We start from the raw sequence: 13533 nt of genomic DNA, 5'->3' as shown, positions 1-13533 counted from the left end.
TCTGCAAGATGTTGGTAAATTGTAGATAGCCATCGCCAGCAGGCTGGCTCCCACAGTCGGAATGTATTTCCCTGTAGGAGCCATCCTGCTGGCGACGCGCGCAAAGCGCTCGCTGTTAAACCGCCTCTTTCTTCGGCTCGCGAATCTTGTACCAGGCGACATACAGCGCCGGCAGAAACAGCAGCGTCAGCAGCGTCGCAACGACAATCCCGCCAATCATCGCGTAGGCCATCGGGCCCCAGAATACTTCTCGGGCTATCGGGATCATGCCCATGCTCGCCGCCGCGGCGGTCAGCAGGATCGGGCGACGCCGGTGCTCGGTCGCTTCCACCACCGCATCCCACGGCGCGGAGCCCTTTTTCTCGAACTCATCGATTTGCGTCACCAGAATCACCGAGTTGCGGATGATGATGCCGATCAGCGCGAGAACCCCCAGGATCGCCACAAAGCCCATTGGCGTGCCGGTCGGCACCAGCGCCAGCACCACGCCGATCAGCCCGAGCGGCGCAACACTCGCCACCAGGAACATCTTCTGCACGCTGTGCAACTGGATCATCAGGAAGGTCGCCATCAGAAACAGCATCAGCGGCAAGACCTTGGCAATCGGCCCCTGGGCCTTGCCGCTTTCCTCGACCGTACCGCCAGTGGCGACTTTGTAGCCAACCGGCAGTTTGTCGGCAAAGGCATCGATGGACGGTTTGAGCAGTTTCACCAGATCGGTCGGCTGGATCTCGTCGCGCACCGAAGCCTTGATGGTGATCGTCGGCAGACGATCGCGACGCCACACCAGCGGTTGCTCCAGTTCGTAACGCACCGTGGCGAACGCCAGCAGCGGAATCGACGTGCCGTTGGGCGTGACGATCTGCAGGTTTTGCAGGGTTTCCGGGGTACCGCGTTCGGCGCTCACCGCACGACCCACCACGTTGATCAGGTAGATGTCGTCATTGACCTGTGTCAGCGGCGCACCACTGACGATGCCGTTCATCAGGTTCGCCACGTCTTCGGACGACAGCCCGAGCTGGCGGGCCTTGTCCTGGGCGATGTCGATGCGCAGCACTTTGCCCGGCTCGTTCCAGTCGTAAATGATCTCGCCGATGTGCTCGTTCTTGTCCAGTTCGGTGGCCAGGTCGATCGCGTGTTTGCGCACTTGATCGATGTCCTTGCCGCTGACCCGGTACTGGATCGGACGCCCGACCGGCGGGCCCATTTCCAGCGCTTGCACGTAACTGCCGATGCCGACGAAATCCTTGTGCAAGCGCTCACGCAAGCGTTGGCTCAGTGCCTCGCGGGCCTCGAAATCCTTGCTGACGATCACCAGCTGCGCGTAGTACGGGTTTTGCAGTTGCTGATCGAGTGGCAGATAGAAACGGATCGCGCCCTGGCCGATGTAGGTGCTCCAACGGACGATGTCCGGGTCACCCTTGAGGGTTTCTTCAAGCTTGTCGACGGCCTTGCGGGTTTCATCGATCGAGGCGTTTTGCGGCAGGTTCAGGTCGACCAGGATTTCCGGACGATCCGACGACGGGAAGAACTGGTTCTGCACGAAACGCATGCAAAACACGGCCAGCACAAACAGCAAAATCGTGATGCCGATCGCCCACCAGCGGTTGCGCATGGACCACAGCAAACCACCGTTGAACGCGCGCCCGACACGCCCCGGTTCAGCGGAGTGAGGCTTCACTTTGGCGCTGAGGATGTGCACACCGATCACCGGTGCAAAGAACACCGCCACCACCCACGACACCAGCATGGCCACCGCAATCACCGCAAACAGGGTGTAGGTGTACTCACCGGCAGAACTGGCGTTGAGGCCTATGGGCACGAAACCGGCCACGGTCACCAGCGTACCGGTGAGCATCGGGAACGCCGTCGAGGTGTAGGCGAATGTGGCCGCCTGCTCCTTGGTCTCGCCCATTTCCAAGCGCGTGACCATCATCTCAACGGTGATCATCGCATCGTCCACCAGCAGGCCGAGGGCGATGATCAATGCACCGAGGGAGATCCGCTGCATGGTGATGCCGCTGTATTCCATGAACACAAACACCATCGCCAGCACCAGCGGGATCGAGCACGCCACCACCAGTCCGGCACGCACGCCGAGGCTGATAAAGCTCACCACCAATACGATCACCACCGCTTCGAACAAGGCACTGGTGAAACCGCCCACGGCTTCCTCTACCACCACCGCCTGATCGGACACGGTATGCACGCCGACGCCGACCGGCAGATCAGCCGTGACCTGATCGATCCGCGCATGCAACGCCTTACCGAATTCCTGAACGTTGCCGCCCTTCTGCATGGCAATCGCCAGACCAATGGCCGGTTTGCCGTCGAAACGAAATTGCGGCGACGCCGGATCAACGTAGCCACGACTGATGTCGGCGACGTCCGCCAGACGATAGAAGCGGTCGTTGAGTTTCAAGTTGACCTCGGCGAGGTCTTTTTCCGAGGCGAATTGGCCCGAGGTGCGCACCGAAATCCGCTCCGGCCCGGCCTCGATCACTCCCGCCGGGGTCACGGCGTTCTGCGACTGCAGGCTCTGCACAACCTGACGCTGATCGATGCCCAGCGCCGCGAGTTTGCGCGTGGAGAAGTTCAGGTAAATCACTTCGTCCTGCTGGCCGATCATCTCGACCTTGCCCAGCCCCGGCACACTGCGAATCTCGGCGCGGGCCTGCTCCACGTAGTCGCGCAACTGCCGCATGGTCAGGCCATCGGCGGTAAACGCATAGACCGATCCGTAGACGTCACCGAACTCGTCGTTGAATCCTGGCCCCTGAATCCCTTGGGGAAACTGCCCGCGAATATCGTCGATTTTCTTGCGAACCTGATACCAGATCTCCGGGATGTCCTTGGCGCTGGTGGTGTCGCGCAGGTACACGTAAACCGTCGATTCGCCGGGCCGTGTGTAGCTTTTCACGTAGTCGAGGGAATCGAGCTCTTCGAGTTTTTTCTCGATACGGTCGGTGACCTGCTGGAGGGTTTCCTCCTGAGTCGCGCCCGGCCATTTGGTCTGGATCACCATGGTCTTGATGGTGAACGAGGGGTCTTCTTCGCGCCCCAGGTTGAAGTACGAGAACACCCCCATCAACAACGCGACGAACATCAGATACCAGACGAACGACTGATGCTTGAGGGCCCATTCGGAGAGATTGAAAGAGCCTTTCATTGACTGTCCTCGTCGAGTTTCACGGCTTGTCCCGGTTTAAGGCTGTTGACGCCTGCACTGACCACGCGCTCGCCGGCGCTCACCCCGCCGGCCAGCACCACGGTGCTGTCGGTGCGGCTGATCAGGCTGACATCACGCGGGGCAACGGTTTTGTTTTGTTGGTCGATCACCCAGATACGGGTTTTGCCGTCGACCTCTTGCAAGGCAGTCGCCGGCAATTCGATGCGCGGTTTGATCGCCGAGCTGAGGGTCACGCTGATCGCCGTACCGAGGCGAAACCCGGGCGGTGTTTCGGCCAGGGTCAACCGCGCCCGGCGAGTGCGGGTAGCGCTCTGCGCCTGCGGTTCGATTTCGCGGATGACCGCCGTGGTGTTGATGCTCGGGTCGAGTTGCCCGGCGACCAGAAACACCACGTCTGAGGGGATCTGATCGACCAGTGTGTCCGGTAGATCGATGACCGCTTCCTTGATGTCCGGTTGCGCCAATGTCACCACTTGCTGACCCGCCGTGACGACCTGGCCGGCCTCGGCGTTCCACGCGGTAACCACGGCTTTGTGGTCGGAGCGCAATTCGGTGTAACTGAGTTGATCCTTGCTCTGATTCACCGCCGCCCGCGCCTGCTCCAGCGAAGCCTGGGTGGTTTTCAGATCCGTGGTGGCGATGTCCAGTTGGGCCTGAGCGCCGACACCACGATCAAACAGCGCTTGCTGACGCCGGGCATTGGCCTGAGCGTTGATCAGTTGCGCCTGAACCTTGGCCAGATCGCCCTGGGCCGAACGCAATTGGTTCTGCTGGTCGGACGGGTCGAGGGTGGCGAGCAGCGTGCCCTTCTCCACTTCGGTGCCGACATCGACATTTCGGCTGGCGATGCGCCCGCCCACGCGAAACCCGGTGTTGCTCTCGTAACGCGCCTGAATGCTGCCGGCGAAGCGCCCGAGGGTCTCTTCGTTGAGCGCCTCGACTTTGACCGACAGCACCGGACGCACCGGCTCCGGTGGCGGTTCGCTTTTCGAACACGCCGCCAGCATCACTGCAATGGACAACAGCCCCAGACGCTTCATGGCTGCGCTCCCGGTTGCAGATCCTTGTAGGTATTTTCGGCAATCTCGACTTTCATTCCCGGGTGCAACAACTGCCCACCCGCGACAATGACTTTTTCGCCGCCGTTGAGGCCTTCGCTGATGATGACTTTGCCGATCAGGTAGCGCCCGACCGTAACGTTGTGCAATTGCGCCTCACCTTTGTCGTCGACCATCCACACGGCCGGGGCGCTGATGTTTTTGGTCAGCGCCGACCACGGCAATACCACCGCTGCCTTGCCGCTGCCCTTGGCCGTGGCACTGACCACCGAGCCGAGTTGCATGCCCTGCGGCAGCCTGTCGAGGCTGACTTTGACCTGCACCGTGCCGGACTGCGCCGACACCGCCGGGGTGACTTCGCGCACGGTGCCGGTGGTTTTGATTGCCGGGTTATCGAGCAGGCTGACGACAATCGACGGATCCGCCGGGCGCTCGGCCAGCAGCGATTCATAAACGTTGAACACCGCATCGCGCTCGCCATCGCGGGCCAGACTGAAAATCGGCGCGGTGGCCTGCACGACCTGACCGACTTCAGCCTGACGCTCGGTAATCACCCCCGGTGCGTCGGCGATCAGCGAGGTGTAGCTCAATTGGTCTTTGGCATTGGCCAGTTGCGCCTGCGCCGCGCTCAGCGCACTTTGGCTACTGCGCAACGCCGCTTGCGCTGAATCGTATTCGCTCTGGCTGGTGTAGCCCTTGGGCAGCAGTTTTTGCTGGCGCACGAACGCCGCGGCGGTCTGCTTGACCCGCGCCTGTTCGGCGACAACCTGGGCCTGGGCGGAATCGACGTTGGTCTGTAGATCCTTGGGATCGAGTTTGGCCAGCACTTGTTTGGCGGTCACCCGGTCACCGACATCGACCATGCGCTGGATGATCTTGCCGCCGACGCGGAATGAAAGTTCGGTCTGCACCCGCGCCTGCACGTCGCCGGTGAGGGTCACTGCAGCGGCATAATCCGTCGGTTTGACCTCTTGCACAAAGACCCGAGGCAGGTACTCCTGAGGGGCTTTTTTCTCGCCGCAGGCGCTCAACAATATGAACAGACTCAGCATGAGCGCTGTTTTCAAACCGGGACTCGCCATGCAGACTCCTTCCTGTGTACGAACGTGCAAGTGTCGATACGACTGTGAGCTTAGAACAGGGTTCAACGTTCGCCCGCGAGTTCACCACATTTCCCTGATGGGCGCCTCAAGAGAAGGAATTCCATGCTCAAGACCCTCGCGGTGGCCAATTACCGCTCGATCAATAAATTGGTGATCCCGCTGGGTCGGCTGAACCTGATCACCGGCCCAAACGGCAGCGGCAAATCCAATCTTTACCGGGCGCTACGTCTGTTGGCAGAGACTGCGCAAGGCGGCGTGGTCAATGCGCTGGCCCGTGAAGGCGGGCTGGATTCAACGTTCTGGGCCGGGCCGGAAACCATCAGCCGACGGATGCGCAACGGTGAGGTGGCGATCGAGCCGACGGTGCGCCAGGGCGTCAAACGTCTGCGGCTGGGGTTTGCGGGGGAGGATTTCAGTTATTCGATTGCCTTGGGCTTGCCCGAACCGAGCCGCTCGTTCTTTTCCCTCGACCCGGAAATCAAAAAGGAATGCATCTGGGCCGGGCCGCTCTATCGCCCCGCCAGCCTGCTGGTGGATCGCAACGGCCCGATGATCCGCGCACGCGAGGGCCGTGGCTGGGATGTACTGGCACAGCACACGCCGAATTTCGACAGCCTGTTCGATCAGGTCGGCAGCCTGCGCAGCTCGCCGGAAGTGTTCCAGATGCGCGAGTTCATCCGCCGCTGGCGCTTCTACGATCACTTTCGCAGCGATGCCGACGCCCCGGTGCGCCAGCCGCAACTGGGCACGCGCACGCCGGTGTTGCATCACGACGGTCGCGATCTGGCAGCCGCGTTGCAGACGATCATCGAAATAGGCGATGGCGACGCGATGCGCGCCGCCATCAGCGATGCATTCCCCGGCGCGCGGTTGCATATCGAATCACAGGCCGGTGGACGGTTTGCCATCGAATTTTTTCAGGAAGGATTGTTGCGCCCATTGTCGGCGGCAGAGCTGTCGGACGGAACGTTGCGTTATCTACTGCTGGTCGCAGCATTGCTCACGCCACGGCCGCCTTCGTTGATGGTGCTGAACGAACCGGAAACCAGTTTGCACCCGGACCTGTTGCCGGCGCTGGCGCGGTTGATTATCAAGGCGTCGCAAGAGTGTCAGGTATGGGTGGTGTCCCATGCGCGACGGTTGATTTCGGCATTGCAGGAGGATTCGGAGTGCAACTGCATCGTGCTGGAGAAGACGCTGGGGCAGACCGGGATTGTCGGGCAGCGGGTGCTGGATGAGCCGGCGTGGCATTGGCCTGATTGATTCCGAAACCGAAAAGATCGCAGCCTGCGGCAGCTCCTACAGAGGCCACGTCGCTCCGTTATTTTGCGACGGACGCCGACGCCCTGCAGGAGCTGCCGCAGGCTGCGATCTTTTGATCTTTATTCAATAATGCTGGCCGATCACCCCTGCCACTTCCCACCCTCAACAATCACGCTTTCAGGCTTGGTGTCATCGCTCAGTTCTTTACGCACATATTGGTCATACAGCTTGAGCAGATACTTCTCTTCACCGAGCTTGGCCAACTCGGTATTCACCCAATCGCGCAGCTCGATGTTGCCCTTCTTCACGGCCGGCGCAATCGGTGCCTCGGCGCCAAGTTTTTCTTCCAGCACGCGATAGCCCGGGTTCTGCTTGGCCCAGCTGAACAGCACCAGATTGTCCTGCGCGTAGGCATCGCCGCGGCCATTGGCCAAGGCTTGCAGCGACTCGGAGTTTTTCTCGAACTTCAGCAGTTTCCAGTCCGGGTGGTTCTTGGTCAGCCAGATATCAGCCGTGGTGCCCGTAGTGACGATGGTGGTGCGCGTCGCCAGGTCATCGAGGTTTTTCACCGAGCTGCTCTGCGGCACCAGGGCCTGCACCGCGACCTTGAGGTTCGGGTTGGTGAACTCCACCGCTTCCTTGCGCTCCGGGGTCACGGTCATGTTGGCGAGGATCAGGTCGACTTTGTCGCTTTGCAGAAACGGAATACGACTCGCCGGCTCCACCGCAACGAACTCGACCTTGTTTTCATCGCCCAACAGATCCTTGGCGAATTGGCGGCCGATGTCGGTATCGAAACCGACGTAGCGCCCGGCCTCATCGACGAAACCGAACGGCGGCTTATCGGTAAAGACGCCAACGATCAATTTGTCGCGTGCCTTGATCTTGTCCAGATAGCCGGCGGGCGCGGCGCTTTCGCTGGCCACTTTCGGCTTTGGTGGTTCATCGGTTTTGCTGCAACCGGCCAGCAATGCGAGGCTCAACAGGGGCAGTAAAAAAGTGGCAGTTTTCATAGCAGTTCCAGTTCCTTTGTCGGATTCGTTTTTGGCAATGTTGCAACGAAGGAGAACTTCTCCAGGAACTGCTGCGCGCGTGCGGTTTGCGGGTTCGTAAAGAAAATCTCGGGCGGGGTCTGTTCAAGGATGCGCCCGGCATCCATGAACACGATGCGATCGGCCACCGCGCGAGCGAAGGCCATTTCATGGGTGACGATCAACAGGGTCATGCCTTCGCGGGCCAGCCCCTGAATCACTTGCAGGACTTCCTTGACCATCTCCGGATCAAGCGCGGCGGTGACCTCGTCAAAGAGCATGACCCGTGGGTTCATGCACAACGAACGGACGATGGCGATGCGTTGCTGCTGGCCGCCGGAGAGCTGGCGCGCAAAAGCATCACGCTTGTCCGACAGGCCTACGCGCTCGAGCAAGGCCTCGGCTTGCTGCTGCGCTTCGCGGCGCTGACGCTTCTGCACTTTGAGCGGACCGAGCAGCAGATTGTCGAGCACGCCCATGTGCGGGAACAGGTGATAGCTCTGGAAAACCATGCCGATCTGCTGACGCACTTCGCGCCAGTCAGTGGCCTGGTCCAGTAGCTCGCGCCCGGCAAATTTCAGGCTGCCGCTGTGCGCGCTTTCCAGACCGTTGAGGCAGCGCAGCAAGGTGCTTTTGCCGCAACCGCTGGGACCAAGGATGACGATCACTTCGCCTGATTTCACTTGCAGGTCGATGCCGTTGAGCACCTGCTGCTCGCCGTAGAATTTGTTGAAACCCTGAAACTCGATCAATGCGCTCATGCTTGCGTCCAGCGCCGCTCCAGCACGCGCGAAGCGGCCGAGAGCGGGTAGCAGATGAAAAAGAAAAACAGAAACAGCGCGCCGTAGATCAACACCGATTCGTAAGTGCGCTCGATTATTTGCTGGCCGACCTTGATCACATCGACCACACCGATCAGCACCGCCAGCGAGCTGGTCTTGATGATCCGCGTATAGACGTTGATGGTCGGCGGCGTCATGCGTTTCAGCGCTTGCGGTAGCAGCACGTAGCCGAACAGTTGCGGCGCGTTAAGGCCAATCGACAACCCCGCCTCACGCTGCCCGCGCGGCAACGAATGCAACGCGCCGCGCGCCACTTCACCGCATTCGCTGGCGCCCCACAGCGACAACACCAGCACCGCGCACCAGAAGCTCGGCAGGCTCAGCCCGAAGAAAATCGGCAGGCCGAAAAACAGCAGGTACAGCCAGACCAGCACCGGGATCGCCCGGAACAGCTCCAGATATAGGCGCAGGATCGCGTTCAGCCACATCACGTTGAGCGTGCGCAACACACCGTAAAGCACGCCGCCGACGGTGCTGATGGCGATGCTCAGGAACGAAATCGACAAGGTTTGCCCGGCGCCTTTTGCCAGTTGCGGCAACGACACCCAGAGCAGTTCAAGACCCGAACTGGCCATGCTGGAGCCTCCTTTCCAGACGGCTGAGCAGCAGCGACAGCGGCAAGAACAGCAGCACGCAGATGAGTGTTAACACGGCGAGCATTTCGTAGGTTTTGTAATAGAGCGCGATGTAGCTCTTGGTGGTGTAGAGGATTTCCGGCACCGCCACCGCCGAGACCACGGTGGTTTCCTTGAGCAGAAAAATGAAATTGGCGAACAGCGACGGCAGGCTGAGGATTCCCGCTTGCGGCAGGATCACGTAGCGCAACAACTGGCCATGAGACAGGCCGATGGAGCGCCCGGATTCCAGTTGCGCCTGCGGCACCGCATCGACGCCCGCACGCAGTACTTCGGTGAGGTAAGCACCACCGAGGAACGTCATGGTGATGATCGCGGCGGTAAAGCCGGAGACCTTGATCCCCAATGCCGGCAAGGCGAAATAGACAAAGAACAGCTGGATGAGCAGCGGTGTATTGCGCGCCAGTTCCACATACAGGCCGACCGCGCGCTGCAAGTAAGGCGTACGAAATACCAGAATCGTCGCGTTGAGCAGCGCTACCAGCAGCGAGGTGCAGATGGCGATCAAACCGACCTGCAGCGTCACGCCCACGGCTTTGAAAAACGCCGGCAGGGTGCTGAGGATAAAAGCGTAATCGAAGGTCATGAAACATCCTGTGCGCCGCTGGGTAAACGACGGTGGTGCAGTCCATGGGCAGCGGGTGACTGTCCGGCAGGAAGTGACTTTATAGGTATAAAAACAAGAATTTAAATACCGTTAAAGCATATGGATATCACCCAAAAAACTATCCTGTGGGTTTGCCGGGAAGGAATAAGAAGGCTATTTTCCTTTTCGCTGTAGGAGGGATCTTTTTTTTACGAAAGCCCTCCAAGGACGAACAGCTTTTGGCCAGACTCCCCCGGCCGAACCATCACAAGGAAGAGAACATGGCTGATTTAAAAGTGCCGCAGCGACTGGATCCACAGGACATTGTGAAGTTGTTGGTGGCGTTGCGTCGGGCGCTGAAGGCACAGGTAGCCTGAGTCACCGACAAGATCAAGAGATCGCATTCCCCCTGTAGGAGCTGCCGAAGGCTGCGATCTTTTGCTTTTTTGAGCGCAAACAAAAAACGCCGATGACCATCGCTGGCCATCGGCGTTTTTACACCTCGAAGGGGTTCACTCAAGCGTTAGATCAGAACGCCGGCAATACCGCGCCGTTGTACTTTTTCTCAATGAACGCTTTGACTTCCGGGCTGGTCAGGGCTTTGGCCAGTTTCTGGATCGCGTCGCTGTTCTTGTTGTCCTCACGGGCCACCAGGAAGTTCACGTACGGCGAATCAGCGCCTTCGATCACCAAAGCATCTTTATTCGGGTTCAAACCTGCTTCCAGCGCGTAGTTGGTGTTGATCATATCCAGATCAACTTCCTTCAGAACGCGCGGCAGCAAAGCCGATTCCAGTTCCTTGAACTTGAAGTTGTGCGGGTTCTTGGCGATGTCTTTCGGAGTCGCCAACGCGTTTTTCGGATCTTTCAATTCGATCAGGCCAGCCTTCTGCAACAGGATCAGCGCGCGGCCGCTGTTGCTGCCTTCGTTCGGGATGGCGATGGTTGCGCCGTCCGGCAGTTCGGCCAGGGTTTTGTATTTGCTCGAGTAACCACCGAACGGTTCAACGTGCACGCCTTGCACGGTCACCAGGTACTTGGATTTGTCATCCTTGTACTTGCCCTGGTTGAAGCTGTTCAGGTACGGCAGGGTCTGGAAGTAGTTGGCATCCAGACGCTTCTCGCCAACCTGCACGTTCGGCTGTACGTAGTCGGTGAAGACTTTGATTTCCAGATCCACGCCTTCTTTGGCGAGGGTCGGTTTGATCAGCTCAAGAATTTCAGCATGCGGGACCGGGGTCGCCGCGACGACCAGTTTCTCACCGGCCTGGGCCAGGGAAGCCGTCAGAGCAGCCGCCAATGCGGTAAACAACAGAACCTTTTTCATGCAGTGTCCTTATCGAAAATCACGGTCGCTCATGGCGACGGCTATTAATACGTGTGCCAGTGAAGTGCTATCTCTGGCGTGAAGCGGACAATACCGGGATTTTTTATTCCCGGACAATAACGTTTATTCAGCTCTATATTCCATTTTGTTCGCACCCGCGCGCTAGACATGTAGGAGCTGCGGCACGCTGCGATCTTTTGATTTTCAATGGTTTAAATAAAGCCAAGATCAAAAGATCGCAGCGTGCCGCAGCTCTACAGAAGGCCGGCGTTTCTCAGGAGTTGCCTGAGCGCGGCTTGGTCAGTCGAGGAGCCGGAAGCGAGGATTTGGGTGATCTGGGTTTCGATCTGCGTCAGTGGCGCTGGCAGGTTCAGGTGCTCCGGGAGAATTTCATCACCGGTGCTCACCAGCAAGGCAAAGTGAATGACGTTTTCCAGTTCGCGGGTGTTGCCTGGCCAGCTGTGTTGTTCAAGCACATGTTGCGCCGCTTCGCTGATCAACGGCACCGGCAGGCCCAGCCGCTGGCTGTAGATGCCGAGGAAATATTCGGCCAGCGACAGAATGTCGCCGATCCGCGCGCGCAAGGCTGGCAATTCCAGATGCCCTTCGCTGAGATAGTGGTAGAGCCGCTCGTGGAATTTACCAGCGTCCACCGCTTGCGCCAGGTCGATGCTGGTCGCCGCGACCAGGCGCACATCCACCGGGCTCGGTTGATGCGCGCCGACACGAGTGACCTCGTGGTTCTCCAGAGCAGAGAGCAATTTGATCTGGATCGGCAGCGGCAAGTCGCCGATTTCATCGAGGTACAGGGTGCCGCCATTGGCCGAACCGAACCATCCCGCGCGACTGCTGGCCGAGCCGGTGTAGCTGCCGGCGGCGTAGCCGAACAGCTCGGCATCGGCGTAAGTCGGGCTGATCGCGCCGCAATTGACCGAGACGAACAGACCGCTGCGATCACTGGCGCGGTGGATGTGCCGGGCGAGCAGTTCCTTACCGGTACCGGTTTCGCCACGGATCAGCACTGATATTGATCGTGGCGCTAACTGCTCAAGCTCTTCACGCAACTGACGCGAGCGCGGATCGACGAACACCAGCGCTTTGGCGCGGATGCTTAAGGGGCTTTTTTCCGCATCGGGAAAGGTCAGCAGCGGCTGACCGAAAGTTTCAAAACTCATGGCAGACTCCCGCCCACAACCGCCGGCAGACGGGGGCGTTTAAAGAAATAAAAGAATCAGGCGCGACGTCGGGCGTGGTGTTCCATACGGTTTTGCAGGCGATAGAGGTAGGCAAAACCCTGCTCCCAACGCTGATGCCCGGACTTCACATTGATATGCCCGGCACCGGCAAGAATCCCCGCCTCGGCACCCCAGTTGCGTGCCAGCTCCAGAGCTCGCGGCGCACTGACGGCGGCGTCGTTGTCGGAGCTGACGACCTGGCTCGGGAACGGCAGCAGATCGCTGGGAATCGGCGCAAAATTGCGCAGCGCCGGCGCGCACGCGGGGCGCTCGACATCCGCAGGCGCAACCAGCAAGGCACCGCGCACCTGACGCAGGTAGTGCACGGGGGCAGTCGCCGCCCAATGAGCCACGGTGATGCAACCAAGGCTGTGCGCGATGAGGATCACCGGCGTGCTGTCGGCAGCAATCGCCTCAGCCAGTGCGGCGACCCAGTCCTCACGGCGCGGGGTCAGCCAATCGGCCTGCTCCACCCGCGCGCTGTTTGGCAGGCTGTTCTGCCAGTGGGTTTGCCAATGATCTTCTGGCGATCCTTGCCAGCCCGGCACAATCAGGTAGCGAATTGATTCGTTGCGCATGGGGGAGCACTCCTGCGTGTCTGTTCCTGATCGAGTATAGGGATGGGATTTATATTCTTTAAGGAATAAGAAGCTATTTATTAAGACTCAAAAAGAATATGAAGTGTTCTGTGTAGGAGCTGCCGCAGGCTGCGATCCCTTGATATTGATCTTTAAAGCAGAATCCAAAGATCGCAGCCTTCGGCAGCTCCTACAGGGGATTGGGTGCTGGATAAAATCGGGCATAAAAAAAGGGCCGCACCCTGCCAAGGAGACGGCCCCGGAAAATCGTAAATGCTGTTAACGCGTAGCCAGATCACCGCGCTTTAGATATATCTCAGCGGAAATGGCAGGAGCGTCATGATGTGTCCCTCGTGTAAACATTTCGCGCGAATTTGGTTTCGGTTTGATGAATTTTGAAATCGACGAGCACGCTGACCCAGCCGACCTAGACTACATCAGCCTGCTTGACCGCCACGTGCACCCGCAAGTACCGCGGGCGAACACGCAGAAGCTGACTACACTAAAAATTGCGCTATGGATTCATCGATGAGGAACGCGAGAAATTCTGGCGTTTGCATTTTTCGTACATCACACCGCACTGCTGGAACTAGCAACTGTACTTATTTCATACCACACCTTGTACAGTACGAAATCGATTCTCGATGCCGTCCGCTTGGCGCCCTTTGAGGCCAGCAAACACTCCG

At 59.3% G+C, this 13533-nt stretch carries 11 protein-coding genes; 1 reads left to right on the top strand and 10 read right to left on the bottom strand.

All coding sequences use genetic code 11. The features are described 5' to 3' along the window. Positions 1-115 precede the first annotated feature (115 nt). Genes ACA061_RS01060 through ACA061_RS01050 form a run of 3 tightly spaced genes read right to left on the bottom strand, consistent with a single transcriptional unit; the run spans position 116 to position 5330 of the window. Positions 116-3169, bottom strand: a complete 3054-nt coding sequence (locus tag ACA061_RS01060; protein ID WP_150618415.1) for an efflux RND transporter permease subunit — start codon at positions 3167-3169, stop codon at positions 116-118. Continuing rightward, positions 3166-4230 (bottom strand): efflux RND transporter periplasmic adaptor subunit, encoded by a 1065-nt coding sequence (locus ACA061_RS01055; RefSeq protein ID WP_210701265.1) that lies wholly within the window; start codon positions 4228-4230, stop codon positions 3166-3168. The genes ACA061_RS01060 and ACA061_RS01055 overlap by 4 nt, the downstream gene beginning before the upstream one ends. Continuing rightward, on the bottom strand, positions 4227-5330 hold the full coding sequence (locus ACA061_RS01050; RefSeq protein ID WP_210554401.1) for an efflux RND transporter periplasmic adaptor subunit: 1104 nt from the start codon (positions 5328-5330) through the stop codon (positions 4227-4229). Before ACA061_RS01050 ends, ACA061_RS01055 begins: the two co-directional genes overlap by 4 nt. Positions 5331-5453: 123 nt before the next feature. On the opposite strand from ACA061_RS01050, the gene ACA061_RS01045 reads away from it, so the two are divergent. Beyond that, positions 5454-6614 (top strand): AAA family ATPase, encoded by a 1161-nt coding sequence (locus ACA061_RS01045; RefSeq protein ID WP_150603932.1) that lies wholly within the window; start codon positions 5454-5456, stop codon positions 6612-6614. A gap of 140 nt (positions 6615-6754) precedes the next feature. Here ACA061_RS01045 and ACA061_RS01040 read toward each other — a convergent pair whose 3' ends face one another. The 7 genes from ACA061_RS01040 to ACA061_RS01010 form a co-directional block, all read right to left on the bottom strand. After that, positions 6755-7627 (bottom strand): transporter substrate-binding domain-containing protein, encoded by an 873-nt coding sequence (locus ACA061_RS01040; RefSeq protein ID WP_497300420.1) that lies wholly within the window; start codon positions 7625-7627, stop codon positions 6755-6757. Beyond that, the gene (locus ACA061_RS01035) at positions 7624-8406 is read right to left on the bottom strand and encodes an amino acid ABC transporter ATP-binding protein (RefSeq protein WP_497300419.1); all 783 of its coding nucleotides are present in this window, start codon (positions 8404-8406) and stop codon (positions 7624-7626) included. The genes ACA061_RS01040 and ACA061_RS01035 overlap by 4 nt, the downstream gene beginning before the upstream one ends. Further along, positions 8403-9062, bottom strand: a complete 660-nt coding sequence (locus ACA061_RS01030) for an amino acid ABC transporter permease (RefSeq protein ID WP_497300418.1) — start codon at positions 9060-9062, stop codon at positions 8403-8405. The genes ACA061_RS01035 and ACA061_RS01030 overlap by 4 nt, the downstream gene beginning before the upstream one ends. Further along, complete coding sequence (locus ACA061_RS01025; protein ID WP_210701269.1) at positions 9043-9708, bottom strand: amino acid ABC transporter permease; 666 nt, start codon at positions 9706-9708, stop codon at positions 9043-9045. The genes ACA061_RS01030 and ACA061_RS01025 overlap by 20 nt, the downstream gene beginning before the upstream one ends. A gap of 528 nt (positions 9709-10236) precedes the next feature. Continuing rightward, positions 10237-11034, bottom strand: a complete 798-nt coding sequence (locus tag ACA061_RS01020) for a MetQ/NlpA family ABC transporter substrate-binding protein (RefSeq protein ID WP_042557106.1) — start codon at positions 11032-11034, stop codon at positions 10237-10239. 254 nt (positions 11035-11288) lie between these two features. Beyond that, positions 11289-12209 carry a sigma 54-interacting transcriptional regulator gene (locus ACA061_RS01015; RefSeq protein ID WP_497300417.1) on the bottom strand — a complete coding sequence of 307 codons (921 nt, stop codon included), beginning with the start codon at positions 12207-12209 and terminating at the stop codon, positions 11289-11291. 56 nt (positions 12210-12265) lie between these two features. After that, positions 12266-12847, bottom strand: a complete 582-nt coding sequence (locus ACA061_RS01010; protein WP_497300416.1) for an alpha/beta hydrolase — start codon at positions 12845-12847, stop codon at positions 12266-12268. Positions 12848-13533: the final 686 nt, after the last annotated feature.

This window comes from Pseudomonas sp. LBUM1668 (assembly GCF_059695715.1).
The sequence above is the reverse complement of the archived record's forward strand: the minus strand, read 5'-3'. Positions and strand labels throughout refer to the sequence as shown.

What these genes read in the sequence shown, in the direction of transcription:
- ACA061_RS01020 (WP_042557106.1), bottom strand. Translation starts at nt 11,034, where the DNA reads ATGAAAAAGGTTCTGTTGTTTACCGCATTGGCGGCTGCTCTGACGGCT.
- ACA061_RS01050 (WP_210554401.1), bottom strand. Translation starts at nt 5,330, where the DNA reads ATGGCGAGTCCCGGTTTGAAAACAGCGCTCATGCTGAGTCTGTTCATA.
- ACA061_RS01010 (WP_497300416.1), bottom strand. Translation starts at nt 12,847, where the DNA reads ATGCGCAACGAATCAATTCGCTACCTGATTGTGCCGGGCTGGCAAGGA.
- ACA061_RS01025 (WP_210701269.1), bottom strand. Translation starts at nt 9,708, where the DNA reads ATGACCTTCGATTACGCTTTTATCCTCAGCACCCTGCCGGCGTTTTTC.
- ACA061_RS01030 (WP_497300418.1), bottom strand. Translation starts at nt 9,062, where the DNA reads ATGGCCAGTTCGGGTCTTGAACTGCTCTGGGTGTCGTTGCCGCAACTG.
- ACA061_RS01015 (WP_497300417.1), bottom strand. Translation starts at nt 12,209, where the DNA reads ATGAGTTTTGAAACTTTCGGTCAGCCGCTGCTGACCTTTCCCGATGCG.
- ACA061_RS01035 (WP_497300419.1), bottom strand. Translation starts at nt 8,406, where the DNA reads ATGAGCGCATTGATCGAGTTTCAGGGTTTCAACAAATTCTACGGCGAG.
- ACA061_RS01055 (WP_210701265.1), bottom strand. Translation starts at nt 4,230, where the DNA reads ATGAAGCGTCTGGGGCTGTTGTCCATTGCAGTGATGCTGGCGGCGTGT.
- ACA061_RS01040 (WP_497300420.1), bottom strand. Translation starts at nt 7,627, where the DNA reads ATGAAAACTGCCACTTTTTTACTGCCCCTGTTGAGCCTCGCATTGCTG.
- ACA061_RS01060 (WP_150618415.1), bottom strand. Translation starts at nt 3,169, where the DNA reads ATGAAAGGCTCTTTCAATCTCTCCGAATGGGCCCTCAAGCATCAGTCG.
- ACA061_RS01045 (WP_150603932.1), top strand. Translation starts at nt 5,454, where the DNA reads ATGCTCAAGACCCTCGCGGTGGCCAATTACCGCTCGATCAATAAATTG.